Annotated in this window: 26 protein-coding genes; 11 read left to right on the forward strand and 15 right to left on the reverse strand. The window is 70.1% G+C overall.

What is annotated here, in order from left to right:
• The first annotated feature begins 27 nt into the window (after positions 1–27).
• Entirely contained in the window at positions 28–990 is a 963-nt protein-coding gene (locus HHL11_RS11075; protein WP_169418435.1) for a tripartite tricarboxylate transporter substrate binding protein, read from the forward strand.
• A gap of 10 nt (positions 991–1,000) precedes the next feature.
• Positions 1,001–1,861, forward strand: coding sequence for a TauD/TfdA dioxygenase family protein (locus HHL11_RS11080; RefSeq protein ID WP_169418436.1), 861 nt, complete (start codon positions 1,001–1,003; stop codon positions 1,859–1,861).
• Between the two features lie 88 nt (positions 1,862–1,949).
• Here the strand turns inward: HHL11_RS11080 and HHL11_RS11085 are convergent, their stop codons facing one another.
• Genes HHL11_RS11085 through HHL11_RS11100 form a run of 4 tightly spaced genes read right to left on the reverse strand, consistent with a single transcriptional unit; the run spans position 1,950 to position 5,221 of the window.
• Entirely contained in the window at positions 1,950–2,606 is a 657-nt protein-coding gene (locus HHL11_RS11085; RefSeq protein ID WP_169418437.1) for an NADPH-dependent F420 reductase, read from the reverse strand.
• On the reverse strand, positions 2,597–3,580 hold the full coding sequence (locus HHL11_RS11090; protein WP_169418438.1) for an Ldh family oxidoreductase: 984 nt from the start codon (positions 3,578–3,580) through the stop codon (positions 2,597–2,599). The genes HHL11_RS11085 and HHL11_RS11090 overlap by 10 nt, the downstream gene beginning before the upstream one ends.
• 10 nt (positions 3,581–3,590) lie before the next feature.
• Positions 3,591–4,781, reverse strand: a complete 1,191-nt coding sequence (locus HHL11_RS11095; protein WP_169418439.1) for a thiolase C-terminal domain-containing protein — start codon at positions 4,779–4,781, stop codon at positions 3,591–3,593.
• Positions 4,778–5,221, reverse strand: a complete 444-nt coding sequence (locus HHL11_RS11100; protein ID WP_169418440.1) for a Zn-ribbon domain-containing OB-fold protein — start codon at positions 5,219–5,221, stop codon at positions 4,778–4,780. Before HHL11_RS11100 ends, HHL11_RS11095 begins: the two co-directional genes overlap by 4 nt.
• 197 nt (positions 5,222–5,418) lie before the next feature.
• Between HHL11_RS11100 and HHL11_RS11105 the strand changes: the two genes are divergently transcribed.
• Positions 5,419–6,402 (forward strand): Bug family tripartite tricarboxylate transporter substrate binding protein, encoded by a 984-nt coding sequence (locus tag HHL11_RS11105; protein ID WP_169418441.1) that lies wholly within the window; start codon positions 5,419–5,421, stop codon positions 6,400–6,402.
• Here HHL11_RS11105 and HHL11_RS11110 read toward each other — a convergent pair.
• Positions 6,389–7,387: a LysR family transcriptional regulator gene (locus tag HHL11_RS11110; RefSeq protein WP_169418442.1), complete on the reverse strand. Its 999-nt coding sequence runs from the start codon at positions 7,385–7,387 to the stop codon at positions 6,389–6,391. The genes HHL11_RS11105 and HHL11_RS11110 overlap by 14 nt on opposite strands.
• A gap of 95 nt (positions 7,388–7,482) precedes the next feature.
• Here HHL11_RS11110 and HHL11_RS11115 point away from each other — a divergent pair, with 95 nt between their 5' ends.
• Genes HHL11_RS11115 through HHL11_RS11135 form a run of 5 tightly spaced genes read left to right on the forward strand, consistent with a single transcriptional unit; the run spans position 7,483 to position 13,876 of the window.
• On the forward strand, positions 7,483–9,108 hold the full coding sequence (locus HHL11_RS11115) for an AMP-binding protein (RefSeq protein WP_169418443.1): 1,626 nt from the start codon (positions 7,483–7,485) through the stop codon (positions 9,106–9,108).
• A gap of 27 nt (positions 9,109–9,135) precedes the next feature.
• Positions 9,136–10,116, forward strand: a complete 981-nt coding sequence (locus HHL11_RS11120; protein WP_169418444.1) for a Bug family tripartite tricarboxylate transporter substrate binding protein — start codon at positions 9,136–9,138, stop codon at positions 10,114–10,116.
• 7 nt (positions 10,117–10,123) lie between these two features.
• A complete protein-coding gene (locus HHL11_RS11125; protein ID WP_169418445.1) occupies positions 10,124–11,353 on the forward strand; it encodes a CoA transferase in 1,230 nt (409 codons plus the stop codon).
• A gap of 7 nt (positions 11,354–11,360) precedes the next feature.
• Positions 11,361–13,016, forward strand: coding sequence for an acyl-CoA dehydrogenase family protein (locus tag HHL11_RS11130; RefSeq protein WP_205964249.1), 1,656 nt, complete (start codon positions 11,361–11,363; stop codon positions 13,014–13,016).
• Positions 13,016–13,876 (forward strand): amidohydrolase family protein, encoded by an 861-nt coding sequence (locus HHL11_RS11135; protein ID WP_169418447.1) that lies wholly within the window; start codon positions 13,016–13,018, stop codon positions 13,874–13,876. The genes HHL11_RS11130 and HHL11_RS11135 overlap by 1 nt, the downstream gene beginning before the upstream one ends.
• A 3-nt stretch (positions 13,877–13,879) precedes the next feature.
• Here the strand turns inward: HHL11_RS11135 and HHL11_RS11140 are convergent, their stop codons facing one another.
• Positions 13,880–14,563, reverse strand: coding sequence for a TetR/AcrR family transcriptional regulator (locus HHL11_RS11140; protein ID WP_169418448.1), 684 nt, complete (start codon positions 14,561–14,563; stop codon positions 13,880–13,882).
• Between the two features lie 74 nt (positions 14,564–14,637).
• On the opposite strand from HHL11_RS11140, the gene HHL11_RS11145 reads away from it, so the two are divergent.
• Positions 14,638–15,072, forward strand: a complete 435-nt coding sequence (locus HHL11_RS11145) for a VOC family protein (protein ID WP_342593200.1) — start codon at positions 14,638–14,640, stop codon at positions 15,070–15,072.
• A gap of 46 nt (positions 15,073–15,118) precedes the next feature.
• Positions 15,119–15,928, forward strand: a complete 810-nt coding sequence (locus tag HHL11_RS11150) for an LOG family protein (protein WP_169418449.1) — start codon at positions 15,119–15,121, stop codon at positions 15,926–15,928.
• Here HHL11_RS11150 and HHL11_RS11155 read toward each other — a convergent pair.
• Genes HHL11_RS11155 through HHL11_RS11170 form a run of 4 tightly spaced genes read right to left on the reverse strand, consistent with a single transcriptional unit; the run spans position 15,918 to position 19,203 of the window.
• Entirely contained in the window at positions 15,918–16,889 is a 972-nt protein-coding gene (locus HHL11_RS11155) for a fumarylacetoacetate hydrolase family protein (protein ID WP_169418450.1), read from the reverse strand. The genes HHL11_RS11150 and HHL11_RS11155 overlap by 11 nt on opposite strands.
• On the reverse strand, positions 16,877–17,218 hold the full coding sequence (locus HHL11_RS11160; RefSeq protein WP_169418451.1) for a NifU family protein: 342 nt from the start codon (positions 17,216–17,218) through the stop codon (positions 16,877–16,879). The genes HHL11_RS11155 and HHL11_RS11160 overlap by 13 nt, the downstream gene beginning before the upstream one ends.
• On the reverse strand, positions 17,215–18,231 hold the full coding sequence (locus tag HHL11_RS11165) for an amidohydrolase family protein (RefSeq protein ID WP_169418452.1): 1,017 nt from the start codon (positions 18,229–18,231) through the stop codon (positions 17,215–17,217). Before HHL11_RS11165 ends, HHL11_RS11160 begins: the two co-directional genes overlap by 4 nt.
• Before the next feature lie 3 nt (positions 18,232–18,234).
• Positions 18,235–19,203 (reverse strand): Bug family tripartite tricarboxylate transporter substrate binding protein, encoded by a 969-nt coding sequence (locus tag HHL11_RS11170; RefSeq protein WP_169418453.1) that lies wholly within the window; start codon positions 19,201–19,203, stop codon positions 18,235–18,237.
• Positions 19,204–19,306: 103 nt separating this feature from the next.
• Here HHL11_RS11170 and HHL11_RS11175 point away from each other — a divergent pair, with 103 nt between their 5' ends.
• Positions 19,307–20,347 carry an AraC family transcriptional regulator gene (locus HHL11_RS11175; RefSeq protein ID WP_169418454.1) on the forward strand — a complete coding sequence of 347 codons (1,041 nt, stop codon included), beginning with the start codon at positions 19,307–19,309 and terminating at the stop codon, positions 20,345–20,347.
• Here the strand turns inward: HHL11_RS11175 and HHL11_RS11180 are convergent.
• The 5 genes from HHL11_RS11180 to HHL11_RS11200 all read right to left on the reverse strand — a co-directional run bounded on the left by HHL11_RS11180 (position 20,292) and on the right by HHL11_RS11200 (position 26,453).
• The gene (locus tag HHL11_RS11180) at positions 20,292–21,608 is read right to left on the reverse strand and encodes a four-carbon acid sugar kinase family protein (protein ID WP_169418455.1); all 1,317 of its coding nucleotides are present in this window, start codon (positions 21,606–21,608) and stop codon (positions 20,292–20,294) included. The two genes, HHL11_RS11175 and HHL11_RS11180, sit on opposite strands and share 56 nt — an antisense overlap.
• On the reverse strand, positions 21,608–22,885 hold the full coding sequence (locus tag HHL11_RS11185) for a RuBisCO large subunit C-terminal-like domain-containing protein (protein WP_169418456.1): 1,278 nt from the start codon (positions 22,883–22,885) through the stop codon (positions 21,608–21,610). The genes HHL11_RS11180 and HHL11_RS11185 overlap by 1 nt, the downstream gene beginning before the upstream one ends.
• Positions 22,882–23,433 carry a VOC family protein gene (locus HHL11_RS11190; protein ID WP_169418457.1) on the reverse strand — a complete coding sequence of 184 codons (552 nt, stop codon included), beginning with the start codon at positions 23,431–23,433 and terminating at the stop codon, positions 22,882–22,884. Before HHL11_RS11190 ends, HHL11_RS11185 begins: the two co-directional genes overlap by 4 nt.
• A gap of 13 nt (positions 23,434–23,446) precedes the next feature.
• Positions 23,447–25,333 (reverse strand): TRAP transporter large permease, encoded by a 1,887-nt coding sequence (locus tag HHL11_RS11195; protein WP_169418458.1) that lies wholly within the window; start codon positions 25,331–25,333, stop codon positions 23,447–23,449.
• 100 nt (positions 25,334–25,433) lie between these two features.
• Positions 25,434–26,453: a TRAP transporter substrate-binding protein gene (locus HHL11_RS11200; RefSeq protein ID WP_169418459.1), complete on the reverse strand. Its 1,020-nt coding sequence runs from the start codon at positions 26,451–26,453 to the stop codon at positions 25,434–25,436.
• Positions 26,454–26,567 lie beyond the last annotated feature (114 nt).

Consider the following 26,567-nt stretch of genomic DNA (forward strand, 5'->3'; position numbering starts at 1 on the left):
CGCGAACAGGGCACGGAGGAGACAAACATGAAAATCGCCCGACGCATTCTCCTGGCCTCCGCCGCCCTGCTGCCCCTGGCGGCAGCCGCGCAGGCGCCGGCCTGGCCCGACAAGCCCGTCAAGCTGGTCGTGCCCTTCACGCCCGGCGGGCCCACCGACACGGTGGCGCGGCTGCTGTCCAGGCAGCTGGAGGCGATCTGGAAGCAGCCCGTCGTGTTCGACTACAAGCCGGGCGCCGGCACCGTGGTCGGCACGCAGGCGGTGGCGCGCTCGCCCGCCGACGGCTACACGCTGGGCATGGCGATCTCCGCGCTGACCATCAACCCGAGCCTGCAGAAGCTGCCCTACGACACGGTGAAGGACATCGTCGGCGTCTCGCTGGTGGCGCAGGCGCACTTCGGGCTGTTCGCGAATCCCTCGGCGCCGTTCAACACGGTGCCGGAGCTGATAGCGTATGCGAAGAAGAACCCCAACGCGCTCAGCTTCGCCACGCCCGGCGCCGGCACCGGCACGCACCTGGCCGGCGAGATGCTGGCCCACATGGCCGGCATCACGATGGTCCACGTTCCCTACAAGGGCAGCGCGCCGGCGCAGGCGGACGTGGTGGGCGGGCGCGTGCCGCTGCTGTTCGACATCCTGTATTCGTCCATGCCCTTCGTGCAGGACAAGCGCCTGAAGGTCATCGCGCTGTCCAGCCCGAAGCGCGCGGCCTCCAACCCGGAGATTCCGCTGATCGCGGACACCGTGCCCGGCTTCAGCGCCATGAGCTCCATCGGCGTGATCGCGCCGGCCGGGCTGCCCGCGCCGCTGCTGCAGAAGATCAGCGCCGACATCGCGCAGGCCGTGCGCAGCCCCGAGATGGGCGCGCGCATGGCGGCGCTGGGGCTGGAGCCGGTGGGTTCCACCTCGGAGCAATACAACACGCAGATCCGGCAGGAGATCGACCGCTGGACCCAGGTGGTCAAGACTGCCAACATCAAGCTCGATTGAGGAACAAGACATGAGCCTGCTCACCCTGAAACCCCTGTCGCCCTTCGCTGCCGAAGCGAGCGGCATCGACCTCTCCCAGCCGCTGGCGCCGGAACAGACGCGCGCCATCGAGGACGCGATGGACCAGCATGCGGTGCTGGTGTTCCGCAAGCAGCCGCTGTCCCAATCGCAGCAGATCACCTTCGCCAAGTCCTTCGGGCCGCTGGACCTGGGCTTGCGCAAGCTGAAGGGCGGCCCGCATCGCTTCGAATATGCGGAGCTGGCGGACATCTCCAACGTCAAGGCCGACGGCGACGTCGCCGACCGCCAGCACGCCAAGATCGTCGGCAACGTGGCCAACCAGCTGTGGCACAGCGACAGCAGCTTCCAGAAGCCGCGTGCCAAGTACTCGATGCTGTCCGCCGTGGTGGTGCCGGCCTTCGGCGGCGAGACCGAGTTCGCCGACCTGCGCATGGCCTACGACGCGCTGCCGGACTGGCGCAAGAAGCAGATCGACGGCCTGGAAGCCGAGCACTACGCGCTGCATTCGCGCTTCCTGCTGGGCGACACCAGCTACACCGACGCCCAGAAGGAAAGCATCGCGCCGGCCGACTGGCCGCTGGTGCAGACCGACCCGCGCTCGGGCCGCAAGATCCTGTTCGTCGGCGTGCACGCGCACCAGGTCAAGGGCATGACCGTGGCCGAAGGCCGCATGCTGCTGCTGGACCTGCTGGAACACGCGACGCAGCGCGAGTTCGTTTACCAGCACCACTGGCAGGTGGGCGACCTGGTGATGTGGGACAACACGGCGACGGTGCACCGCGGACGGTGGTTCGACTTTGCGGAGCGGCGGGAGCTGCGGCGGGCGACGACGGAGGAAGTCACCGCATAGTCGTCATCCCCGCGGAGGCGGGGACCCAGGGCGTCCTGGCTCCCCACGTGCGCTTCGCTCCTCACGCGGGGGTGACGAGGAAACCGCCTCACCGCCGCCAGGAATACTCCCCCATGAACGCGTCGCGCTGCGTGGCCGCCAAGGTGGCCGCCAGCGTCGCCTGGTCCATCGGAACGCAATAGGCCGGCCGCGCCCGCTCGAAGCGCCAGCCTTCGGCCAGCGGCCCGGCATCGACCACGTCGAAGCCGATCTCCTCCACCAGCTTCGCCACCTGCGCCTTGGCGCCTGCATCATCCCCGGCGATGGGCAGGGCCTTGCGGTCCGGCGCACCCGCCGGGCGCGGGTTGTTCTGCAGGTCGTTGGCCATGATCGCGTTGAAGGCCTTCACCACACGCGACTGCGGCAGTTGTTTCGCGATCAGCTCGCTGGTGCCGAGGCCGCCCTCCAGTTCGGCGATGGGCCCATCGCGCTCCGGGTAGTGGTTCATGATGTCGATGACCACCTTGCCCGCCAAGGCGTCCGCCGGCAGTTCGCGCCAGGCGCTCATCGGGATCGCCACGGCCACGACCTCGCCGAAGGCCGCGGCCTCTTCCACCGTGCCCACCTTGCACTTCAGCGAAGCGACCGTGCTGCGCAGGCTCTGCGGCCCGCGCGAGTTGCTCAGCATCACTGCGTGGCCGGCGCGCAGCAGGTTCTGCGCCAGGGCGCGCGCGATGAAGCCGGCGCCGATGATCCCTACTTGCATGCGAGCTCCTTCAGGGCGTGATGGATGCGGTCGTCGACCTCGATGCGATCGGCCGCCGTGCGGCGATTGCGTTCCGCGGCCGAGCGTTCGAAAGGCACGCGCACGGGGCGCGCCGCATCGACAGGACGGTTCGCGCGCAGCAAGTCCGCGTACTCGGTCACACGGCGCTTGAACTCGCCAGGCGGCGTGAACAGGTCGGGGTTGAACACGGTGATGAAGAAGCCGCAATCCCGCAGTTCCACCGGCACCGTCACCTGGCCGGCCATCATGGACAGCAGCTGCACCGACAGCGCCAGGCCCGAGCCCTTGTGGCCGCCCCAGGCGGTGAAGGCGCCGGCCATTGCCGCGACCGGGTCCAGCGTGGGCTGGCCCGCGCGGTCGAAGGCCTGGCCCGGCTCCAGCGTTTCACCCAGCCGCTTCTTCAGCGTCACCTCGCCCGCCATCACGCTCGAAGTGCCGATGTCCCAGATGACCGGCGTCCCGAGCGACGGGAAGCCGAAGGCGATCGGGTTGGTGTTGAAGCGCGGCTCGGTGCCGCCATGCGGCGCCACCTTGGGGCTGCCACTGCCGGTGATCATGCCGACGAAGCCGGCGGCGGTGACGCGCTCCAGGTAGTACGAGAACATGCCCGTGTACCAGGTCTTGCTGGCGCCCACGGCGGCCAGGCCAGTGGCACGGGCCTTGTCGATCGCGATGTCGGTGGCGCGGCGCCCCACCAGGTAGCCGACCTGGTCGCCACCATCGAGGCAGGCGCTGGCGGGGCTTTGCTGCAGCACGCGGATCGGCCGGCGCTCGTCCACCCGGCGCAGGCGTTCGATGACGGACAGCGCGCGAGCGAGGCCGCCGAAGCCCAGGCCACGCAGTTCGCAGTCCACCAGGTGGTCGGCGATGATCTGCGACTCCTCGGCACTGTGCCCCACCGAGGCCATCGCGGCCTCGGCGAGCTGCCGGCATTCCTTGACGGAAAGTTGCATCGTCGTCTCCTCAGGCGCCGCCGAGGACCAGCGCGCTCTTCTGCCCGGTGCCGCCGCCGCTGGTGACCAGGCAGTGCCGCACGTTCGGCACCTGCAGCACGGCTTCGCCGCGCGCCTGCCGCACGCCCTCGATGATGAGGTTCAACCCGTGCAGGTAGGCCTCGGAATGCAGGCCGCCGGCGGTGTTGATCGGCAGCCGGCCGCCCTGGCGCAGCGCGCCGGACTGGATGAAGGCCGAGGTCTCGCCCTTGCCGCAGATGCCGTAGTCCTCCAGCGCCATGGGGATCAGCCCCGTGAAGGCGTCGTAGATCTGCGCCACGTCGATGTCGCCGGGCCCGATGCCGGCCTGCTCGTAGATGGCCTTCGCCACCTCGCGCGAATTGATCGTCGCGTAGTCTTCCAGCGGCATGTTGTGCGAGCCCATGGGGCCCAGCGACCAGCGCGGGCCGCTCGCCATGGCGGCGCCGAGGATGGGCACCGACGGCCGCTGCAGTTTCTCGGCCACTTCGCGCGGCGCCACGATGATCGCGCAGGCGCCGTCGGTCTCCAGGCAGCAGTCGTTGAGCCGGAACGGGTCGGCCACCATGCGTGCGCCGAAGTAGCCTTCGCGATTCAGCGGCTTGCCTTTCATGACGGCGCGCGGATTGTGCTGCGCGTTGGCGCGCGAATTCATCGCGACCTCGCACAGGTCCTCCGCGGTGCTGCCCGACTCCTCCATGAAGCGGCGGTAGCCCAGGGCGACCATCATGCCGGGCGACATCAGGCCGTAGGGCGCGATGTACGAGCCCCACAGCGGCCGTTCGCGGAACTGGCCGTAGCGCTCGTGCTGGCCCTGGCAGATCGAGCGGTAGACGACGGCATAGCGGCACTGGCCGGTGGCCACGGCCATGGCCGCCAGCATCACGGCGCCCGAGCAGCCGCCACCGCCGCCGCCCCAGACGATGGACGCGTAGCGCAGCAGGGGCGCGGCCAGCGCGGTCTGCACCACGGCCGGTTCGTGGCGCTCGAAGCCGAAGGAGGCGAAGCCGTCGATCTCGCCCGCGTGGATGCCCGCGTCGGCCGCGGCCGCGTGGATGGCCTGCAGGCACAGCTTGAGTTCGGGCGTGTCGTTGTGGCCGCCGCGGCGGGTGTAGCGGGTTTCGCCGACGCCGACGATGCAGGGTTGCAGGCGGCGCGGCAGGTCGTGGACGGGGAAGCTCATTGCTGGCGCTCCCCCTGTTCGTCGGCGCGGCGGAAGCGCGGCAGCAGCGTGCCGTCACCCGCTTCCTCGAAGCAGACGGCCACCGGCAGGCCGATGCGCAGTTCCTCCGGCGCGACGTCCACGACGTTCGTGACGAGCCGCACGTCGTCGGCATCGTCCAGGAGGATCACGCAGACGTTGTAGGGCCCATGGTCCTTCAACGCCGGGTGGATGGCCTGGTGGCCGACCGTCCAGGTATAGATGCTGCCCTGGCCGCTGACGGGCTTCCAGGCCACGTCGAAGGAGCCGCAGCGCGGGCAGCACGGCATGGGCGGATGGAAGAAGCGGCTGCAGGCCTCGCAGTGGCGGATGACCAGCCGCTGCTCCTGGCACGCAGCCCAGAAGGGCGCGTCATCGACGGTCGGCCGCGGTGCCGGAATGCCGGCGGGAAGGTAGCTCATGGATGTTGTCTCCGAGGGACGGGGTACCGGGCCAATGTAGGCAGCGGGCCGCCGCCCGGCTAGCAGCGGGCCTGCATCGTGGACATGACGAATCCGTATGGCAGTCGCCATGCGGATTCGGTATCGCAGCCATGCCGGTGCGCTGCTAGACGCCGCAACTGGCGCGCTTAGAGTCAGGGCAACAACAGGAGACATTCATGCCCGCCCGATTCCTCTCGCGCCGCCGTTGGCTCGCAAGCGCCGCCGCCCTGCTGGCCGGCCTTGCCGTCGCTCCCGCCGGCGCGGAAAGCGCCTGGCCCGCGCGACCGCTGACCTTCGTGGTCGCGGCGGGCGCCGGCAGCAGCGTCGACGTGTTCGCCCGCCTGCTGGCCGAGCGCTTGCAGCGCTCGCTGGGCCAGGCCGTGATCGTGGAAGCGCGGCCGGGCGGCAACGGCGTCATCGGCACGCAGGCCGTCACCTCGGCCAGGCCGGACGGCTACACCTTCCTGTTCGCGGGCAACTCGGTGCTGGTGATCAACCCGCTGATGACGAAGAACCTGCCCTTCGACATCGAGAAGGCGCTGGTGGCCGTGGCGCCGGTTTCCTACGTGCCGCTTGCCATCGCGGTCAGCACGCACAGCCCGGTGAAGTCGATCCAGGACCTGGTCGCCAGCGCGAAGACGCAGGACACCTTCTTCGCGACGCCGGGTTCCGCTTCGCTGTCACGGCTGATCGGCGAGAACCTGAACCAGCGCGCCGGCACGCGCCTGGTCAACGTGGCTTATCCCACCGGCGGGGCGGCGCAGACCGACGTCATCGGCGGCCGCGTGCCGGTGCTGATCGACGGCCTGGGCGGCATCGCGCCGCATGCCAAGGGCGGGCGCCTGCGCCTGCTGGCCGTCTCCACCGAGAAACGCTCCAAGGAATTCCCGGACGTGCCGACGATTGCCGAAGCCGTGCCAGGGCTCGTGGTGCCCGGCATCAATTCGCTGATGGCGCCGGCCGGCACGCCACCCGCCATCCTCGACACCCTGAACGCGAAAGTACGCGAAGTGCTGGCCGCGCCCGACGTCGCGCAGCGCTTCGTCGACATGGGCGGCGAGGTCGCCATGGGCAGTCGCGCCGAACTGGACCAGATCCTGAAGGGGCAGCGCGTGCTGTTCCGCGAACTGATCACGCGCGCCAACATCAAGCAGGACTGAGCGGCTTGGCCGGGCGGATCACCTTCGGCGAGCCCGGCCAGTCCCCCGAGGCGGCCATGCGCCGGACCTCGCCCTCGATCAGGTCGGCCATGAGCTGGACCACGCGCAGCCGCCCGTGCTCCTTGGTCGTGATGAGCGACAGCGAAAGCGACATGCCGCGGTCCTCCAGCGGAATCGCCACCAGCCGGCCCGCGGCCACTTCGTCGGCCATCGAGCCCAGCGTCAGCACGGTGAAACCGAGGCCCTGCAAGGTCATCGCCTTCAGCAGCAGCGGGCTGTTGGCCTCGTAGCGCGGCACCAGCGGCAGGCCGGCTTCGGCGAACGCGTCCTCCAGCAGCACGCGTACCACCTGTTGCCGGATCGGCAGCACCAGCGGGAGCCTGGCCAGGTCGGCCGCCTGCACGCGCTTGACCGAGTCCAGGCGCTTCGCCAGCCGCGGCACGCCCACCAGGTGCAGCCGTTCCATCAGCAGCGGCCGCGCGATCAGTCCGGTGTCCGTCGGCGGGTCGTAGACCAGGGCCAGCGACAGTTCGCGGGTGGCCACGCTTTCCATCAGCTTGCCGGTCAGCGCCTCGGTCAGCTCCACGTGCAGGTCCGGCCAGCGCTGCGCCACTTCAGGCATCAGGTGCGGCGCCAGCAAGGTGCCGGCTGCCGCAGGCAGGCCGATGGCGATGGTGCCCGACACTTTCTGCGAGCTGGTGGACACCTCGTCGCGCACCTGCGCCAGCTGCATCAGGATGCCGCCGGCCCGCGAGAACAGCAGCTCGCCCTCCGGCGTGAGTTCGCAGCCGCGGTTGGAGCGCACGAACAGCTGGACGCCCAGTTCGTCTTCCAGCCGCTTGATCTTGCGCGTGACGATGGGCTGCGCCATGTCCAGGAAGACCGCCGCCCGCGAGAAGTTGCGCGCCTCGGCGACCCGGCAGAACACGTTCAGCAGCTCGCTATCGAGCAGGGCGGGCGCGGGGGCGGGGCTGGTGCGGGCCATACGCTGGTGTCATGGTGATGATGTTGGCGCGATGCTACCGAAATGGCGGGCGCCTCCCTAACCTTGCTGCATCCGCTTTCCAGGAACGAGCCGCCGTGATCTCCCATTCGTTCGGCCCCACCGGCCGCATCGTGCTGGCGCCGCAGCAGCGCCACCCCAGCGTGCTGCTGGCGCAGCAGGCCGCCGCCCGGCCGCACAACCCCTTCCTCAGCATCGAAGGCCGCACCTGGAGCTACGCGCAAGCGCGTGACCAGGTGCTGCGCGTCGCCGCGGGCCTGGCGCGCGAAGGCGTGGCCGAAGGCTCGCGGGTCGGCGTGCTGCTGCCGAACTGCGCCGAATTCGTCTTCCTGTGGTTTGCCTGCGCCCACCTGGGCGCGACCACGGTGGCGATCAACCCGCAGTTCCGCGGGGCGCTGCTGGACAACGCGATGGGGCCTTCCGGCTGCACGGTGGCGGTGCTCCACACGCCATCGGCCGATGCCCTGGAATCGCTGTCGCCGGAGGTTCGCGACGCCGTTCGCACGGTGGTGGCGATCGGCGCCGCGGCCGAACGCGCGCCGGGCGCGATCCCGCTGCGGGCCTGGACCGAGGCGCCGGTGCCGGCGGACCTGCCGCCGCGCGGCGACCACCGCTCCATCCAGGTGATCTCCTTCACCTCGGGTTCCACCGGCCCGTCCAAGGGCGTCCTCATCACCAACACGCAGGCGCTCGATTCCGCCTGCACCTATGTGCATGCGGTGCGGCTCACGGCCGAAGACACGCTGTACACGCCGTTCGCCTTCTTCCACGGCATGTCGACGCGCCTGGGCGTGTTGCCGACCCTGCTGGCCGGCGGTCACGTGGTGGTAGGCCAGAAGTTCAGTGCCTCGCGCTACTGGCAGGAGGCCATCGAATGCGGCGCCACCGTGGGGCAGACGCTGCCGCCAATGACGGCGATGCTGAAGGCCTTGCCGGCCGCGCCGCACGATACCGCGCACCGCGTCACGCGCATGTACAACTCGCGCGCCGACGAGGAGTTCGAAGCGCGCTTCGGCGTCAAGCTGGTCGAGGCCTATGGCATGACCGAGATTGGCCTGCCGATCTACAGCGCCTTCGGCCAGCGCCGCCAGGGCGCGGCCGGCCAGGTGCATCCCGATTGGGAGATGGCGATCGTCGACGACGAGGACCAGCCCGTCGCGCCGGGCGCCACCGGCGAGCTGGTGTTCCGCCCGCGCGTGCCCTGGCTGATGATGCAGGGCTACGTCGGCCGCCCGGACGCCACCGTGGAAGCCAATCGCAACCTGTGGTTCCACAGCGGCGACATCGGCCGGCAGGATGCCGACGGCTACGTCTACTTCATCGACCGCCGCAAGGAGCGCATCCGGCGCCTGGGCGAGAACATCTCCAGCTTCGACGTCGAGAGCCTGGTGTCCTCGCACCCGGACGTGCGCGAATGCGCCGCGCTGGCCCATCCGGCCAACGTCGGCGAGGACGACGTGCGCATCATCGTGGTGGCGGCCGAAGGCGCCGGGCTGTCGGCAGCGAAGCTCTACGACTGGCTGACCCGCGTGATGCCCCGCTACATGCTGCCGCGCTACATCGAGTTCACCGATGCCTTGCCGCGCACACCGACCAACAAGATCGAGAAGCTGAAGCTCAAGGAAGCTGGCTTGCCAGCCCATGCCTGGGACCGCGACCAGCACCATGCGCCCGTCCTGGGTCGCGCTGCCGCGGCCGCCTGAGTTACCAGAAAGCAAAGGAGACAAGCCATGACCATCCGCCGCCGTTCCTTCTTGATCGCGCCTGCTGCCCTGGCCGCGGGTGGCCTGCTGGCAAGCCCCGCGCGGGCGCAAGCCTGGCCGGAGCGCCAGGTGCGCATGATCATTCCGTACAGCCCGGGATCCAACCCCGACCTCGGCGCGCGCATCGCCGCCCAGGCGCTGTCGCAGCGCATGGGCCAGCCCTTCGTGCCGGAGACGCGCATCGGCGCCGGTGGCGCCATCGGCCTGGCGGCCGCGGCCAAGGCGCCGCCGGACGGCTACACGCTGGTGGTGGGTCACGTCGGCGGGCTGGCGATCAACCCGGCGATCTATGACAACCTGCCGTATGCGCCGCTGAAGGATTTCACGCCGGTGGCGCAGATCTACAAGTCGCCGCTGTTGATGCTGGTGGCCGAGAACTCGCCGTATCGCACGGTGGCCGACGTGCTGGCGGCGGCCAAGGCCAAGCCGGGCGCGCTGACCTTCTCCTCCGGCGGCAACGGCAATGGGGCCCACCTGTGCGGCGAGCAACTGGCCGCGCTGGGCGGCGTGAGCATGCGCCACATCCCCTACAAGAGCGTGTCCGATGCGCTGGTGGCGGTGGTCAGCGGCGATGCGGCCTTCAGCTTCGGCAACATTTCGCTGGGCATGCCGCTGGTGGCGGGGCGCAAGCTGCGCGCGATCGCCTTCAGCGGGGACGCGCGGCTGGCGGAGTACCCGGACATCCCGGTCGTGAGCGAGACCGTCAAGGGCTTCGAGTTCCACGACTGGACCGGCCTGCTGGCGCCGGCGGGCACGCCCGCTGCCGTGGTCGCGAAGCTGCAGCAGGAGATGAACGCCATCGCCTTGCAACCGGAAGTGGTGAAGCAGCTGCGCGCGCAGGGGCTGATTCCGGTGCAAGGTTCGGCCGACGACTTCCGCCGCCTGATGACGAGCGAGCTCGCCAAGTGGGGCGCGCTGGCCAAGAGCATCCACCTGAAACTGAGCTGAGCGCCTCGTGTACCCGCTGTTGCAACGCCTGCGCATCGTCGAATGCGCCTCCTTCATCGCGGCGCCTTCGTGCTGCCTGCACCTGCTGCAGATGGGCGCCGAGGTGGTCCGTATCGACCCCATCGGCGGCGGCCCGGACTTCCATCGCTGGCCGCGTGCCGAGGCGGGCAGCGGCGCCAGCCTGTACTGGGAAGGCCTGAACAAGGGCAAGCTGTCGGTCGCCGTGGATTTCGGCAGCCCCGAAGGGCGCGAGCTGGTGGCGCAGATCATCTGCGCGCCCGGCGAGGACGCCGGCCTGTTCGTCACCAACTTTCCCGCGGAAGGCTTCCTGGCGCACGAGCGCCTGCGCGCCCTCCGCCCGGACCTGGTCACCACGCGGGTGATGGGCTGGGCCGATGGCACGTCCGCCGTCGACTATACGGTCAATGCCGCCGTCGGCGTGCCCGCAATGACGGGCCCCGCCGACAGCGCGACGCCGGTCAATCACGTGCTCCCCGCCTGGGACCTGCTCACCGGTGCCTATGCTGCCTTCGCGACGCTGGCCGCGGAGCGCTTCCGCCGCCAGACCGGCCAGGGCCAGGAACTGCGCGTGCCGCTGTCCGATGTGGCCCTTGCTTCGCTCGCCAACATGGGGCAGCTGGCCGAGGTGCTGCAAGAGGGCGACCGTCCGCGCATGGGCAACGAGCTGTTCGGCGCTTTCGGCCGCGACTTCGGCACCGCCGACGGCCAGCGGCTGATGGTGGTGGCGATCACCCGGCGCCAGTGGAGCGGCCTGCTCGAGGTGCTGGGCCTGCAAGTCGCGGTCGCCGGCATCGAGGCCGCCCTGGGCGTGTCCTTCGCCGAGGACGAGGGCCGGCGCTTCCGGCATCGCGCCGTGCTGCTGCCGTTGGTGGAAGCCGCCATCGCACAGCGCTCCGCAGCCGAACTCGCCGCTGCCTTCGACGCACGCGGCGTCTGCTGGGGGCCGTACCGGACCCTGGTCGAGGGCATCGCGAGTGACCCGCGGCTGGTGAACGCCAACCCGCTGTTCGCGCCCGTCGCGCACCCGAGCGGCAGCACCTACCCGACCCCTGGCGCGATGGCGACCTTGCCGCAGCAACAGCGCGGCGTGCCGCCACGCGCGCCGCGCCTGGGCGAACACACCGACCAGGTCCTGGCCGAACGCCTGGGCCTGAGCAGCGCGCAGATCGGGCGCCTGCACGACCAGGGCCGCATCGCCGGCCCGTCCAAGGACTGACATGCACATGGAACAACCGCTGGCGCCGCTGGCGCGGCACCTGGAACAACTCGACGCGCCCGTCCGCGACTACGTCGCGCAGGCCACCGCGGCGGCCCGGGCGCGCCTCACTCGCGACGGCGCCTTCGACGCGCAACTCGCCCACGAGCGGCAGCGCGAGCTGCACGGCCTGGCCTGGATCGCCACCACCGCGGAAGCCGTGACTGCAGCCGCGCAATGGGGCCTGCGACTGGCGCGCGAGAACCGGCTGGCCGCTGCCGAGAGCCTGGTGCTGCGCATCGCCATCGGCGAGTACCTGGCACAGCTGGCGGGCGGCATCGCGATGAGCCAGTCCGAGATCTTCCGGCCGGCCGAACTGGGGCTCATGCAAGCGGCAATGGCGTTGCAGGCGGATGCCACCGTGGCGTGGTTCCTGGAGGAGGGCAACACGGCCGCCAACAGAAGCGCTCTGATGCAAGCTGTCCGGGATGGCGCGACCGTCGATGACTCGCTGGTCGACCCCGACCTCGCGATGGTGCGCGAGCAGTTCCGCCGCTTCGCCGACGAGCGCATCGCGCCGCGCGCGCACCTGTGGCACCTGGACGATGCGCTGATCCCCGACGAAGTTGTCGCCGAGATGGCGGCGCTGGGCACCTTCGGCGTCTGCATCGCGCCGGAACACGGCGGCCTCGGCCTGGGCAAGCTGGCCATGTGCGTGGTGACCGAGGAACTGAGCCGCGCCTGGATCGCCGCCGGCTCGCTGGGCACGCGCTCCGAGATCGCCGGCGAGCTGATCTCGCTGGCCGGCACGCCGCAGCAGAAGGCGCAGTGGCTGCCGGGCATCGCCTCCGGCGCCGTGCTGCCGACCGCGGTGTTCACCGAACCCGATACCGGCTCGGACCTGGGCTCGCTGCGCACGCGCGCGAGCCGCACCGAAGCCGGCTGGCGCATCGACGGCAACAAGACCTGGATCACGCACGCGGCGCGCAGTGACCTGATGACCGTGCTGGCGCGCACCGGCGACAAGGGCTATGCCGGCCTCAGCATGTTCCTCGCGCCCAAGCCGCGCGGCAACGATGCGCAGCCCTTTCCAGCGGAGGGCATGAGCGGCGGCGAAATCCAGGTGCTGGGCTACCGCGGCATGAAGGAGTACGAGATCGCCTTCGAGGGCTTCGCCGTGCCGGCCGACGGCCTGCTGGGCGGCGTCGAAGGGCAGGGCTTCAAGCAGTTGATGCAGACCTTCGAAGGAGCGCGCGTGCAGACCGCGGCGCGCGCCGTCGGCGTTGCGCGGCGCGCGTACGAGCTGGGCCTGCGTTACGCCCAGGAGCGCAGGCAGTTCGGGCAGGCGATCATCGCGTTCCCGCGCGTGGCCGACAAGCTGGCGCTGATGCTGGCCGAGACGGTGCTGGCGCGCGAGCTGACCTACTTCGCCGCGACCGAGAAGGACAAGGGCCGCCGCTGCGACATCGAGGCCGGCATGGCCAAGCTGCTGGCCGCGCGGGTGGCATGGAGCAACGCGGACCTCAGCCTGCAGGTCCACGGCGGCAACGGCTACGCGCTGGAGTTCGAGATCAGCCGCGTGCTGTGCGATGCGCGCATCCTCAACATCTTCGAGGGCGCGGCGGAGATCCAGGCGCAGGTGGTTGGACGCGGCCTGCTGGCGCGCGACGGCGGGGTGGCGTGATGCCGGCGCCGACCGTCTTCCATGGCATCGGCGGCCGCGGCGGGCTCGACATCGTCGACGCGCAACTGCACCTGGCGCCGCAGCCGGACCTGGGTGGTATCGCCACCGCGATGGACGCGCTGGGCATCCGCTCCGTGCTGTTCGACGAGCTCTGGGGCCGCAACGAGCAGGACCACGGGACGCCTTGCATCGAATTCGGCGACGGTGCCTACCGTCCCCTCAGCCCGCTGGCGCAGGCCGCGGCGCTGCAGGATCCGCAGCGTTTTGCGTGGCTGCAACGCGTGACGCGGCGCGATCCGGGACTGGCGTCGCTGATCCCGCAGTTGGGCGCGGCTCCCGGCTGCAAGGCGCTGCGCGTAGTCATCTTCGATCGCGACGAATGCGGCTTGTTCCGCAGCGGCGCTTATGACGCGCTGCTGTCGCAAGCGCAGGAGGCCGGGCTGGCCTTGTGCCTGCTGGCGCGCGACGCCGGCGCGCTGCTGGAGTCGGCGGCTGCGCGCTTCCCGCGCCTGCGCTTCGTCGTCGACCACTGCGGCTGGGTGCGCAAGGAGGCGCATTGGCGCGAGGTGCTGGCGCTTGCGCGGCACGACAACGTCTGGCTGAAGTGGAGCCACTTCCACCGCGCGTTCGGCGACGGCGAGGTCCATGCGCAAGGCGTGCAGGGCGCTTTCGAGCAGGCGTTGGGCGCTTTCGGCGCGCGGCGGGTGCTGTGGGCCGGCGATGTCACGCATGAAGAAACCTCGGCGACCTGGGCCGAGTTGCTGGCCTTCGTGCTGCGCAATCCCGCATTGAACGATGCGGATCGCGAGTGGGTGCTGGGTGGGGCGGCGCGGGAGGTGTTCCGCTGGGCGAAGGCGTAGCCCCTAGATCCCCCGTTCCACCATCTCCAGCAACTTCATCCCCAACCCCTCCGCCTGCTGCCGGCTCGCGCCGTGCAGCGGTCCGTCGGTGACGAGCAGGGCCAGCCCGTGCACCGCGGACCAGGCCACGTACTCCGCGTGCGGCCTGCGCTCGGCGGGCAGCGCGCCGGCCTTCACCAGGTCGTCCAGCGCCGACCCCAGCAGCTGGAACGGGTTGAGCCCGCTGCGGCCCGCCTTCGCGGGATCGGCTTCGCGCTCGGGCAGCGCGTCCTGCGGCTCGTGCGGCCGCAGGAAGGCGATGCGGAACAGGCCCGGCTCCTTCCACGCGTAGCGCAGGTAGCCCATGCCGACGGCGCGCAGCCGGGCGCGCGCGTGGGTGAGGGCAGCCGCGCTGTTGGCGCGCGTGCCGGGCTTCAGTGGTGGCACCGCATCGAGTTCGTGTTCCATGCTGCGCGCCACCGCGGCCAGCGCCTCCGAGCGCACGGCCTGCAGGAACTCCGCGTGGCTGCCGAAATGCCGGTAGGCCGCGTTGGGCACGACGCCGGCGCGGCGCGTCACCTCGCGCAGCCCCACGGCATCGGGCCCGCCTTCGCGTGCCAGCGCCAGCCCGGCTTCCAGCAGGGCGCGGCGCAGGTCGCCGTGGCGATAGGTGCTGCGTGCGGGCGGCTGGGGCGGGGCTCGGCTCATCGTTGGGGTTGATTGTGGACAGTGTCCCTATTGTCTGCTATGTTTGTGTACACCGTACACATAGGAGAGTTTCCGTGCAGAGCTGCTGCCCCTACCTCTATTTCGACGGCCAGGCCGACGCCGCCATGAACGCCTACCAGAAGGCCCTCGGCGGCGAGCTGAAGTTGCTGCGCTACTCCGACGCGCCTGCGGGCGGCGGCGAGCCGCCTCCGGGCTGCGGGCCGGTCGACAAGCAGCGCATCATGCACGGCATGCTGCAGTTCGATGGCGGCATGCTCATGTGCTCCGACGCGCCGAATTCCGGCATGGCCGAGAAGATGGGCGGCATGAGCGTGAGCGTGACTTTCCCGGACGCGGCGAAGGCGCGCCGCGTGTTCGACGCGCTGGCCGATGGCGCGCAGCAGGTGCGCATGCCCTTCGCGCAGACCTTCTGGGCCGACGGCTTCGGCATGCTGGTGGACCGCTTCGGCACGCCCTGGATGATCGGCGGCGGCCAGCGCGCGGTCTGACGGAAGGCGCGGGCGGCGCGGGCCGCTTGCTGCGATGATCGCGGCGATGAAGCTCCTCGCCGCCCTTGTCCTGGTCGCAGCCGTCACCGGCTGCGTCACCCCGCCCGGCCCCTTCGAGCTGGTGTCGTGCCCGCGGGCGGACGTGCCGAACGCGGCCTACGTGGGCCCGTACTACGGCGTGGAGAACGTGATCCCGGTGCATGCGCTGGCGCAGGATCTGCGTTGCGCCGAAGCCTTCAAGGCGGAGCGTTTCCCGCAGGGCTTCGTCACCTTGTACGGCAGCTCGCGGATCAAGGCCGGCGATCCGCTGTACCAGGACGTCAAGGCTTTCGGCAGCGCCTGGACGCAGCGTTACGGCAAGCAGTTCCCGATCATGAGCGGCGCCGGTCCCGGGCTGATGGAGGCCGTGAACCAGGGCGCGCTGGAAGCGGGCGGCCCGAGCATCGGCTACACCACGTACTACGACCGCGACCCGAACGGCACGCCGGAGCGGCCTTATGGCGGCAACCCGCGCGTGCAGTTGAACCGCTACGTGTCGCAGGGGCTGATCTTCTCCAGCGTGGCGACGCGCGAGCAGGCCATGATCAAGCACTCGGCGGCGATCGTCATCGCACCGGGCGGCACGGGCACCGAATGGGAGATCTTCCAGATCCTGGAGATGATGAAGAGCGGGCAGCTGGCGAAGGTGCCGGTGTATTTCCTCGGCAGCCGCGACAAGTACTGGCGCGCTTTCGACGCGCGGCTGGACGACATGGCGCAGCGCGGGACGGCGGGTGCGAACGAGCTGGCCTTCCGGCAGCACGTGGACAGCGGGGACGAGTTGCTGCGGCGCCTGGCCGCCGACCTCAAGCTCTGACCCCGGGCTCGTCGACGACGGGATTGCGGAGCACCCCCACTCCCTGCACCTCGGCCTCCACCACGTCGCCCGGCTTCAGCAGCTTCTCGGGGCGCTGCTTGCGGAAGCCCGCCACGCCGGAGGTCGTACCGGTCGTGATCACGTCGCCGGGCTCCAGGGTCACGCGCGACCAGTAGGCCACGATGCGGCCGAAGTCGTGGACCATGTTGCGGGTGTTGTCCTGCTGGCGCACCTCGCCGTTGACGCGCAGGCAGACGTCCAGGTTGCCGGTGTCGCCCAGTTCGTCCAGCGTCGCGATGCAGGGCCCCAAGGGGCAGGAGGTGTCCAGGTTCTTGCCCTGGAAGGGAATGCCGTAAGGCTGCTCCGCCAGGATGATGTCGCGCATGCTGACGTCGTTCACCACCGTCAGGCCGGCCACCACGCTGCGCCAGTCCTCGGCGCGCACGTCCTTGCAGCGCTGGCCGATCACCAGGCCGATCTCGATCTCGTAATCGAGCTCCTCGGTCAGCCGCGAACGCACGATGGGCTCGTCCGGGCCGATGACGGCCGACGGCATCTTGAGGAAGGCAATGGGGTAGTCGGGCAGGTCCACGCGCACCTTCTGCCGCAGCACTTCCTCCATGTGCGCGCGATAGTTGCCGCCCACCGAGATGATCTTGCGCGGGCGCGGTACCGGCGCGAGCAGGCGCACCGCGGTTTCGGCGTGCAGGAAGACAGCGTGGGTCCGCGCCTGCGCCTCGGCGGCGCGGGCCGCGGCCATCGAGAGCGGGCCGCCTTCGAGGAAGCGGATCATGTCGCCGGGGATGCGCACCGCGGCGATCTCCGGCGCGAACGGGTCATCGGCGAGCGTCGCCGCATACGCGCGCTGCAGGTCGGCGACGCAGCGGCCCTGCGGCAGGTCGACCAGGCTGCCGACGCGCGGCCGCGCGTCGCCGGGCGCGAGATAGCTCACGAGCCGCATGCGTGGCCTCCGATTTCGGCTTCGCATTGTTCGACGGCCTGGAGGATGGCGTCGCGGTCGGGGGCGCTGGCTGCTTGCAGGGACGCGAGGGCGTACTCCGAGACACGTCCTCCCGCGATCTCGACCCTCGTGACGACGTCCAGTTTGGCAAGCGCGGGCTCGATCACCGAGCTGCTGGTGACCGGCCGCAGTTCGCAGCCCACGCACATGCCCGTGAAGCGCACGCGCACGACGCCATCAGGAGAGACGGACTCCAGTTCGAGCCCGCCGCCATGCGAGCGCAGCATGCGGTCCAGGGCCGCCACGCGCAGTGCCACGGTGCCGGTCATAGACCCAGCTCCTGCTTCCTGGCGGCCAGGTCGACGCCCATGATGCGGGCGAAGTTCTCGCCCAGGATCTTGCGGCGGTCGTCGCGCGTGAGCTGGGGGTATCCGTAGCCGGCGCGCAGGTCCTCGGGGATCTGCAGCTGCATGAAGGCTTCCAGGTAAGGCTGTGGGTTGCCCGCGAGCGCGGCCTCCGAGCCCCACAGGATCTTGTCCGGGCCGCAGGTCTGCAGCAGCCGGCCCACGTGTTCCTGCACCCGGCGCGGCGCCACGCGGTAGAAGGCCATGAAGCCGGCCAGGGACAGGTAGACGTTGGGGAAGCGGGTGGCGATCGACACCAGCTCCTCGAAGTAGGGCAGGGCAAGGTGGTGCACGATGAATGTCGCCTGCGGGAAGTCGCGCGCCGGCGCCTGCAGGTCGACCGGGCTCAGCCACTCCATGTTCTGCAATCCATAAGGGTTGCCCTTGTGGAACTGCAGCACCTTGACGCCATTGGCGATGGCCCGCTCGTACATCGGGTAGGCCAGCTTCTCGTCGTCGCAGCGCCAGCAGTCCTTCACCAGCGCATGGCCGTTGTAGAACTTGAAGGACTTCGCGCCCATCACCTGCGCCTGGTGGTCGATCTGCTCCAGCGCGTCGGCCAGGCCGCGGTAGCTGGGGTCGACGCCGCCGCAGAACAGCACGCGGTCCGGATAGGCCTCGGCCATCGCATGCTGCGTGCGCACCGGCGAGTACCAGTCCTGGAACCAGTCGAACATGGGCACGGTCTGTGCCATGGCCATGTCGGTGGCGGAATTCTCGAACACCAGCCGGTGCATCTCCTCCACGCTCCAGCGGCGGTCCCAGCGGAAGTCGCGGTCGCCGCCGGGCGCGGCCGCCGGGTCGCGCACCTGGGCGCGGATGTAGGCCAGGATGCGGTCGCGCGCGGGCAGCGCGTCGTCGCGGTCCGTGCGCGTGTTGCCGGCCGACAGGTCGTAGAGGTGGATGACGTTGTCGAAGACGAAGAGACCATCAATCACTGTTCACTCCAGGCGGATGTTGGCGGCCTTGATGACCTGGCCCCAATGGTCGTATTCGGTGCGGATGAAGCGGCGCGTGTCTTCCGGGCCCATGCCGTCGGGGACGAAGCCCAGTTGCCCGAACGCATCCTTCACGTCCCTGCCGGCCAGCACCTGCTGGATCTCGGTGGCGAGCTTGTCGACGATGGGCCGTGGCACGCCGGCGGGCGCGAACATGCCGCCCCAGCCGATCACCTCGAAGCCCGGTACCGTCTTGTTCGCCGGCAGCGCCTTCGGGTATTCCGGCATCGGCGCGGGGCTGGCGATGGCGATCAGCTTCAGGCGGCCGTCGCGGATGAAGGGGCCGGCGCTGGCGCTGGGCTCGATCATCAGCTGCACGCGCCCGCTGGCCACGTCCGTCAGCGCCGCAGGCGAGTTGTAGGGCACGTGCACCATGTCCAGGCCGGCCTGCGCCTTGAACACTTCCATTGCCAGGTGGGCGTTGGAGCCGACACCGGGCGAGGCATAGGACACTTTCCCGGGGTTGGCCTTGATCCACGCCACCAGCGAGGGCAGGTCGTCGGCCGGAACGCCGGGGTTCGCGACCAGCAGCAACTGCGCGCGGGCCAGCACGTCGACCGGTTGCAAGTCCTTGAGCGGGTCGTACGAGAGCTTGGACATCAGGTGCGGCGTCGTCACGAAGGTGCTGCTCACGCCGCACAGCAAGGTGTAGCCGTCGGCGGGCGCCTTGGCCACGATGTCGCCGGCCAGGTGGCCGCTGGCGCCCGGCCGGTTGTCCGGCAGGAAGGGCTGGCCCAGCCGTTCCGACAGCCGCTGCAGGACGTTGCGGCACAGCACGTCGGGGCCGGAGCCCGCGGGTGCGGGGACCAGCACGCGCACGGGCCGCGCGGGCCATTGCGGCTGGGCCTGCGCCACGAGGGCGCAGGCGGCGAGGAAGAGCGCAGCCGTGCTGCGCAGCAGTGTGGTCTTCATGGCTTGTCTCGCTCCGGCGGCGGGTTTCGCCGCACCGCGAATCTAGGCCCGGCGCGGGTCTTCGCGCTTGACCATCGCGGACAAAGTCTTGACGATCGCGGACATGCCGGGGCCTACCGTCAGCGTCAACGTCCTCACCGGCTTCCCGGGCCTGGTGCGCAATCACGGCGGCGACGCCGCGCAACTGCTGCGGCGCGCGCGCATCGCTCCGCAGACGCTGGGCGATCCGCAGGCACGGCTGCCGGTGCGCGCCGTCGCGCGCTTGCTGGAGGACAGTGCCGAAGCCCTGGCCTGTCCCGATCTCGGGCTGCGCTTGTCGCAGGCGCGGCGGCTCTCGCACTTCGGCGCGGTGGGTTTGCTGGCGCGCGACGAGCCGGACGTGCGGCACGCGCTGCTCGCCATCACCTCGTGGCTGCACCTGCATTCGGAGGTGGTGCTGGAACTGCACGAAACGCGCGGCGGCGCCGTGCTCAGCGCCCATCTGCTGGAAGCGGGCGCCGCGGCGTCGCGCCAGGTCAGCGATCTCGTCGTCGGCGGCATCCTGCAGATCCTGCGCCACCTGCTGGGCGCCGGCTGGCATCCGCAGGCCGTGACCTTGCAGCACGAGGCGCCGGCCGATGCGCGGCCCTGGCGGCACCACTTCGGCTGCCGCGTGGATTTCGATGCGGATGCGAACGCGCTGTACCTCGCCGCGGCGGACCTGGACCATCCGATCCAGCAAGCCGACCCGCTGTTTCGCAGTGTCTCGGAGCGCCAGGTGGAGGAGTGGGCGGGGCTGCGCGCGCGGCCGCTGCCGGCGCAGGTGCGCGAACTGGTGCGCGTGATGCTGCCCAGCGGCCGCTGCACGATGGACAACGTGGCCTTGCGGCTCGGGCTGCAGAGCCGCACCCTGCGCCGGCATCTCACGGCCGAAGGTGTGTCCTTCGCGGAGGAACTGGAAGCGACGCGGCGCGAACTGGCGCAGCGCTACCTGGCGGGTTCGGGCAAGAGCATGGCCGCGGTGGCGGCGCTGCTGGGGTTCTCGGAGACCAGCGCGTTCTCGCGCTGGTTCGCCAAGGCCTTCGGCTGCGCGCCGACGCAATGGCGCGCTAAGCCCCCAGCAGCTGTTCGAACACCTGCTCCCCGCCCATCTGCCCGCCCTTGAGCATCAGCTCCAGGCCGTCGAACACCGGGTCGTCCGCATGCGCGCGGCTCACCGTCACGCCCGGCCCGAGCGCCGCGCGATAGGAAAGGCCCCAGAGTCCCAGCGCATCGACGGCGAGGCTCGACGTGTCGCCGCCCGCGATGCCCACGCGCGGCAAGCGCATGCCGCGCGCCGCCAGGTCCAGCAACAGGCCGCGCAGCAGGCGCGCACTGGCGGCCGCCAGCTCGCCGGAGCGTGAACTGTCCGCACTGCCCGCCTGCGCAGGCGCCGTGCAGGCCAGCACGTGGCGTCCGGCGCGCAGCAGCGCGGCCAGACGCGCGGACGCGGCGACTGCGCGTTCGGGATCCAGAAGATCGGAGGCATCGAGCGCGACACGTTCGAAGGAACGTGTGGCGGTGACCTGGCGCGCCGTCACTGGCGACAAGCTGCCCGCGAACACCAACAGCGGTGCGCTCGCCGGCGCGAGCGGTGCTTCCGCCGCCGCGGCGTCAGGCCCCCAATGCGCCACCAGCGCCTGCGCCACGCTGCTCGCGCCCACGGCCAGCAGTCTCTCGCGTTGCGCCTGTTCCCAGACGATGCGGCCGATGGCCGCCAGGTGCTCCGGCGCCGCGGCGTCCAGCAGCACGGCCGGCGCGTGGCCGTCGATGGCTGCGGAAACAGCGGCGTCCTGCGTTGTCTCGTCTTCCGCATACAGCGGGTAGTGCAGGGCAGCGACCGGTTCCAGGCCTTGCAGGGACAGGTGACGCCGCAGGTCCGCCTCCGCCATCGGCGTCACCGGATGCTGGCGCATGGTCGGATGCCGGTCGATGCGCTCCACCGCACCGCCGCGCCCGGCCGCCGCGAACAGGTTGCTGAAGGCGCAGTAACGCCCCAGGCTCGGCTGGCCGCCGACGATCGGGACGAAGGGGTTGTCGACCGAGCGCCGCAACACGCGGATGGCCGTACCTATGCTTCCTACATGTGGCGCGCTGTCGAAGGTGGAGCAGACCTTGTAGTGCAGAACCGGCACCTGCAGGCCCCGGAAGAAGTCGCCAACGGGCGCCAGCGCCGCGGCCATCTCCGGCGGTGACAGCGTGCGCGCAGCGCCGGCGATGCCGACGGCCTGCAATTCGCCGCCCAACGCGCGCGCCGCCGCGGCCTGCTGGTTCGCATCGGGAACGTCGAGAAAGAGCAGGGCGCGCAATCCTGCCTGCGTCAGCACGGCCAGCGTGTCGGTGGCGCCGGTGAAGTCGTCGCCGTACCAGCCGAGGAGCGGCGCCATCACTTCTTGCCGAAGAAGGCCAGTGCGCTTTGCAGCTCGGGCGAACGCTGTGCGCGATCGGCCAGCGTCTCGCCCTGCTGCACCGCGTCCCAGGCCTGCTGCAGGCTGGCGACGCCGGCGGCGGCGCCATCGGGATGCGCGAGGATGCCGCCGCCGGACATGAACAGCAGGTCGTTGCTGCGCACGCTGCCCCAGGTGGCGGGCACGGTGCCGGCCCACTGGCCGTTGCTGAAGGCGGGCAGCACGCGGTCATCCAGGCCTTCGGCGAGCGGTGCCAGCGAGACCTGCGCGGCCTCGATGACTTCGTCGTCGTCCTGCGCGAATTTGCCCTGCAGCCCGTGCACGTGCATGTGGTCCACGCCCGCCAGCCGCCACAGCGTCTGCCAGGCCGGATAGGAAAAGCCCAGCAAGGGATGGCGCGACAGCGCGCCGAAGCCGTTGCGATGGCCGTGGATCGCCAAGGGCGTGTGCCGCCGCAGCGACTGGATCGCCGAATAGCCGCACCAGTTGAGGCTGGCCATCACGCAGCTGCCGCCCTCGGCCTGCACCAGGTCCGCATGGCGGCGCATGGCGTCGAGGTCGTCGCTGATGTTGAAGGCGACCATCACGTGCTTGCCCGTGCGGTCCTGGTGGGCGCGCACTCGCTTCATGACAGCGCGCACGCGCTGCTCCAGCGGCGCGTGGTCCGGGTTGCCGCAGCACTCGTCGTCCTTGATGAAGTCGACGCCGGCGGCGCACAGCTTCGCGACCAGGTCGCCGGACTCTTGCGCCGACAGTCCCACGTTGGGCTTGATGATCGTGCCGATCAGGGGCCGGTCGAAGACGCCGGTGAGCTTGCGCGTGCCGGCGATGCCCTGCACCGGCAGCTGGAACTGCTGGCGGTAGGCGGCCGGCAGCTCCACGGATTCGAGCCGCAGCCCGGTGACTTCGCCCAGGTCGAACAGGTTGCCCGACACGGTGGCCGCCAGGGTCGGCAGGTTCACGCCGACGTTGGCCACCGGGAAGCTCACGCGCAAGCGCGCGCGCTGCCACCTCTGCGGCTTGGCGAACATGCCGCGCCGCTGCATCCAGCCATTGGGCAGCGACGGCGTTTCGGCCACGTCCAGCAGCTCGATCTTCTCCACCGTCGCCCGCGCCCGTTCGCGCAGCGCCTCGGTCTCGCCCTCGACGCGGGCGAAGGTGCCGCAGCTCTGCTCGCCGGCCAGCACCTCGGCGACCTGGGCCACGTCTAGCGGCGTTTCGATCAGGTACGTGGCGGTGAAGCGCATGCCGCTCACAGCGTGCTCAGGTCGGGGAAGGGCCGCACCGGGTCCTTGCCGTCCCAGTCCTGCGAGGCCTCGCGGATCATGCGGAACAGCTTGCCCTTGGGGCCGGCCACTTCCGACAGTTCCACCACGGTGCCCGGGTGCACGCCGGGATGCTTGGCATCCTCGAAATACACGAAGCGCCCGTTCTCGCCCACTTCGCCACCCATGCAGACCTTGAAGCCCGCGGCTTCGGCGCGCGCCAGGTCGGCGTCGAAGTTCTCCGTCCAGTAGGCGAAGTGCTGCGCGCCGACGTGGCCGGCTTGCTGGAAGTCGCGGTACATGGACGGCACGTCGTTGCGCGTCTGCAGCAACTCCACCTGCAGGCCGCCGGCGTTGGCCAGCGCCACCGAGTTGTGCGGCTCGTAGCGCTCGCCGCGGTAGCTGTAGTTCTTGATGGGGACGCGCGGGTTGTAGTACCAGGGGCCCACGCCGAGCACGTTGGCCCAGTAGTCCATCGCGGCCTCGATGTCGGGCACGAGATAGCACACCTGGCGGATCTCGCCGAAGAATCTGCTCATGAAAAATTGACCTTTACTTGAGGAAGCCGGTGGAGATCCACGGCACGGCCGCGACGACTGCGAGGCCGGCGAGGAGCGCCAGGATGTAGCCGCCGATGTGCGGCAGGCCTTCGTCGGGATGGATCTTGCTGATGGCGCAGGCGCCGTAGTAGCCGACGCCGAACGGCGGGCTGAACAAACCGATGCCCATCGCGAAGATCACCACCATGGCGTAGTGCACCTCGTGGATGCCCACGGCCTTGGCGATGGGGAACAGCAGGGGCCCGAACAGCACGATGGCGGGGATGCCTTCCAGCACGCTGCCCAGCACCACGAAGGCGAGGATGGACACCAGCATGAAGCCTGCGGCGCCCCCGGGCATGGACTGCATCCACGCCGCCAGGTCCTGCGAGAAGCCGCTTTGCGTGAGGCCCCAGGCCATGGCGGTGGCGCAGCCGACGATGAAGATGATGGCGCCGGTCAGCGACGCCGTCTCCACCAGCATGCCGGGCAGGCGCTTGATGTCGAACTGGCGGTGGATGAAGATGCCGACGATCACCGAATAGGCGATGCCGATGGTCGACACCTCGGTCGCGGTGGCCACGCCTTCCACGACTGCTGCGCGGATGACGAAGGGCAGCAGGATCGCCGGCAGCGCCACGACGAAGAAGCGGGTGATCTGGCCCTTGGTGAAGCGGCGCACCTGCGACAGGTCTTCCTTGCGGTAGCGCCACCACACCACGGTGCAGAGGAAAGCGCCCACCACCACCGCCGGCAACAGGCCGCCGCTGAACAGCGCCGCGATCGACACGCCGGTGACCGAGCCGATGGTGATCAGCACGATGGAAGGCGGAATCGTCTCGGTCTGCGCGCCGGTCGCCGAAAGCAATGCGACCAGGTCACCGGGCTTGGCGCCGCGCGCCTTCATCTCGGGGAACAGCACCGGCGCGATGGCTGCCATGTCGGCGACCTTGGAGCCGGAGATGCCGGACACGAGGTACATCGCCCCGACCAGCACATAGGACAGGCCGCCGCGCACGTGGCCCAGCAAGCTGGCCAGGAACTGGATCATGGCGCGCGCCATGCCGGTCATCTCGATCAGCGCGCCGAGGAAGATGAACAGCGGCACCGCCAGCAGGATCAGGTGCGACATGCCTTCGTCCAGCCGTCCCACCATCACCAGCAGCGGCGTGCGCGTGGTGAGGCCGAGGTAGGCGAAGGTGGCGAGCGCGAAGGAGAAGGCGATGGGCACGCCGCCGAACACGCAGGCCGCGACCAGCACGACGAAGAAGATCACCAGGTTCAATTTGCCCAGCGGCACGAGCGAAGGCCCGGCAAACCAGAGCAGCGCGGTCAGCGCCGCGGTGATGCCGACGGCGACGGCGATGCGCCGCCCTTCATGCAGGCGCGCCAGGCGCAGCAGCGCCATGATCGCCATCAGTCCCAGGCCGACCGGGATGGCCGTGGCGCGCCAGCCGTTGCTGATCTCCATGGCGGGGCTCACCACCGGCATCTCCTCCGAGGCGTACTCGAAGGCCGGCCACAGCACCATGGCGAGGAAGGCGAGCGGCACCGTCAGCGCCAGCGTCTCCAGCAGCGCCTGCGCGCGCGGGCCGACACGGCTGACGAGGCCCGTCATGCGCATGTGTTCGCCGCGCCGCAGCGCCACGACGGCGCCCAGCATCGACAGCCACAGGAACAGCAGCGAGGCGAGCTCGTCCGACCAGACCAGCGGCTTCTGGAACACGTAGCGGGCGATCACGCCGGCCAGCAGCACGAAGATCTCGACCAGCACCAGGCTGCCGGCGACGGCATCCACCGCCAGGCCCAGGCCGTTCTCGACGCGCTGCGCCAGCACGCCCAGCGGGCGGCGCGCGGCGGGCGGCGCGTCCGCGGCGCCGTGAGTAAGAACAGGTGTCATGTCCGGGCTCGTTCGCGGGCCACCGCGGAACCGGCTTTGCCGGGCCGCTGGTGGCGCCCCCTTGAGGGGGAGGCGCCGAAGGCGCTTCGGGGGGGAGTCATTACGCCAGCTTGCCGACCGCGGATTCCAGCAGGCCCCAGGCTTCGTCGCCGAAGCGGCCCTTCCACTCGCCGTAGAAGCCGGCTTCGCGCAGCTTGGCGCGGAAGCTGTCGGGGCTGGTCTTGTTGAACTGCAGGCCCTTGGAAGAGAGGTCGGCCTGGACCGTCTCGTTCAGCTTCTTGATGTCCTCGCGCTGCTTCATGCCGGCGTCGTTGATGGCGCCCGCGACGATGGTCTTCAGGTCGGCCGGCAGGCTGTCCCACATGCGGCCGTTGGCGATGAACCAGAAGCCGTCCCAGATGTGGTTGGACAGCGAGCAGTTCTTCTGCACCTCGAACAGCTTGGCCACCTGGATGATGGGCAGCGGGTTTTCCTGCGCGTCGACGATCTTCGTCTGCAGCGCGGAGTAGACCTCGCTGAACTGCAAGCCGGCGGGCGAGGCGCCCAGGCCCTTGAACATGCTGACGGACAGCGGGCTCACCGGCACGCGGATCTTCAGGCCGTCCATGTCCTTGGCGGTGGCGATGGGACCGCGCGAGCTGGTCATCTGGCGGAAGCCGTTGTCCCACATCTTCTCGAAGGCGTACAGGCGCATCTTGCCGATGGCCGCGCGGACGTGGGCGCCGACCTTGCCGTCCATGGCAGTCCACACCTGGTTGTAGTCGCCGAAGGCGAAGCCCACGGCGTTGATGGCGGCCACCGGCACCAGCGTGGCGATGACGAGCGCCGAAGGCGTGAAGAAGTCGAGGCCGCCGGAGCGCACCTGCGCCAGCATGTCGGTGTCGCCGCCCAGCTGGTTGTTCGGGAAGATCTTGATCTCGACGCGGCCCTTGCTTTCCTTGGCGATGCGGTCGGCGGCTTCCTGGGCGCGGACGTTCAGCGGGTGGGTCAGCGGCAGGTTGTTGCCGTACTTCAGCGAAAACTCCGCAGCCCGGGCAAAAGTGGGCAGGGCGGCGGCGATGCCGGCGGCGGGCAGGGCGCCGAACTGGCGCAGGACGTTGCGGCGCGAGGTATGGGGCATGCTTGTCTCCTGGGTTTGAGGGATTTTGAGGTGTCCTGAGGCGCCGCCATTGCCGCTGCGCCTGTAGGGCGGTAGAGTAGGTTTCCAGGGCCGGTCGGTCAAACCGGTGATTTG

Origin of the sequence: Ramlibacter agri (assembly GCF_012927085.1) — a bacterium.
GTDB classification, from domain to species: Bacteria; Pseudomonadota; Gammaproteobacteria; order Burkholderiales; family Burkholderiaceae_C; genus Ramlibacter; species Ramlibacter agri.

Excerpts from the sequence above, each read along its gene's own strand:
- HHL11_RS11075 (WP_169418435.1), top strand. The coding sequence starts at position 28 with ATGAAAATCGCCCGACGCATTCTCCTGGCCTCCGCCGCCCTGCTGCCC.
- HHL11_RS11080 (WP_169418436.1), top strand. The coding sequence starts at position 1,001 with ATGAGCCTGCTCACCCTGAAACCCCTGTCGCCCTTCGCTGCCGAAGCG.
- HHL11_RS11085 (WP_169418437.1), bottom strand. The coding sequence starts at position 2,606 with ATGCAAGTAGGGATCATCGGCGCCGGCTTCATCGCGCGCGCCCTGGCG.
- HHL11_RS11090 (WP_169418438.1), bottom strand. The coding sequence starts at position 3,580 with ATGCAACTTTCCGTCAAGGAATGCCGGCAGCTCGCCGAGGCCGCGATG.
- HHL11_RS11095 (WP_169418439.1), bottom strand. The coding sequence starts at position 4,781 with ATGAGCTTCCCCGTCCACGACCTGCCGCGCCGCCTGCAACCCTGCATC.
- HHL11_RS11100 (WP_169418440.1), bottom strand. The coding sequence starts at position 5,221 with ATGAGCTACCTTCCCGCCGGCATTCCGGCACCGCGGCCGACCGTCGAT.
- HHL11_RS11105 (WP_169418441.1), top strand. The coding sequence starts at position 5,419 with ATGCCCGCCCGATTCCTCTCGCGCCGCCGTTGGCTCGCAAGCGCCGCC.
- HHL11_RS11110 (WP_169418442.1), bottom strand. The coding sequence starts at position 7,387 with ATGGCCCGCACCAGCCCCGCCCCCGCGCCCGCCCTGCTCGATAGCGAG.
- HHL11_RS11120 (WP_169418444.1), top strand. The coding sequence starts at position 9,136 with ATGACCATCCGCCGCCGTTCCTTCTTGATCGCGCCTGCTGCCCTGGCC.
- HHL11_RS11130 (WP_205964249.1), top strand. The coding sequence starts at position 11,361 with ATGGAACAACCGCTGGCGCCGCTGGCGCGGCACCTGGAACAACTCGAC.
- HHL11_RS11135 (WP_169418447.1), top strand. The coding sequence starts at position 13,016 with ATGCCGGCGCCGACCGTCTTCCATGGCATCGGCGGCCGCGGCGGGCTC.
- HHL11_RS11140 (WP_169418448.1), bottom strand. The coding sequence starts at position 14,563 with ATGAGCCGAGCCCCGCCCCAGCCGCCCGCACGCAGCACCTATCGCCAC.
- HHL11_RS11150 (WP_169418449.1), top strand. The coding sequence starts at position 15,119 with ATGAAGCTCCTCGCCGCCCTTGTCCTGGTCGCAGCCGTCACCGGCTGC.
- HHL11_RS11155 (WP_169418450.1), bottom strand. The coding sequence starts at position 16,889 with ATGCGGCTCGTGAGCTATCTCGCGCCCGGCGACGCGCGGCCGCGCGTC.
- HHL11_RS11160 (WP_169418451.1), bottom strand. The coding sequence starts at position 17,218 with ATGACCGGCACCGTGGCACTGCGCGTGGCGGCCCTGGACCGCATGCTG.
- HHL11_RS11170 (WP_169418453.1), bottom strand. The coding sequence starts at position 19,203 with ATGAAGACCACACTGCTGCGCAGCACGGCTGCGCTCTTCCTCGCCGCC.
- HHL11_RS11175 (WP_169418454.1), top strand. The coding sequence starts at position 19,307 with ATGCCGGGGCCTACCGTCAGCGTCAACGTCCTCACCGGCTTCCCGGGC.
- HHL11_RS11180 (WP_169418455.1), bottom strand. The coding sequence starts at position 21,608 with ATGGCGCCGCTCCTCGGCTGGTACGGCGACGACTTCACCGGCGCCACC.
- HHL11_RS11190 (WP_169418457.1), bottom strand. The coding sequence starts at position 23,433 with ATGAGCAGATTCTTCGGCGAGATCCGCCAGGTGTGCTATCTCGTGCCC.
- HHL11_RS11195 (WP_169418458.1), bottom strand. The coding sequence starts at position 25,333 with ATGACACCTGTTCTTACTCACGGCGCCGCGGACGCGCCGCCCGCCGCG.
- HHL11_RS11200 (WP_169418459.1), bottom strand. The coding sequence starts at position 26,453 with ATGCCCCATACCTCGCGCCGCAACGTCCTGCGCCAGTTCGGCGCCCTG.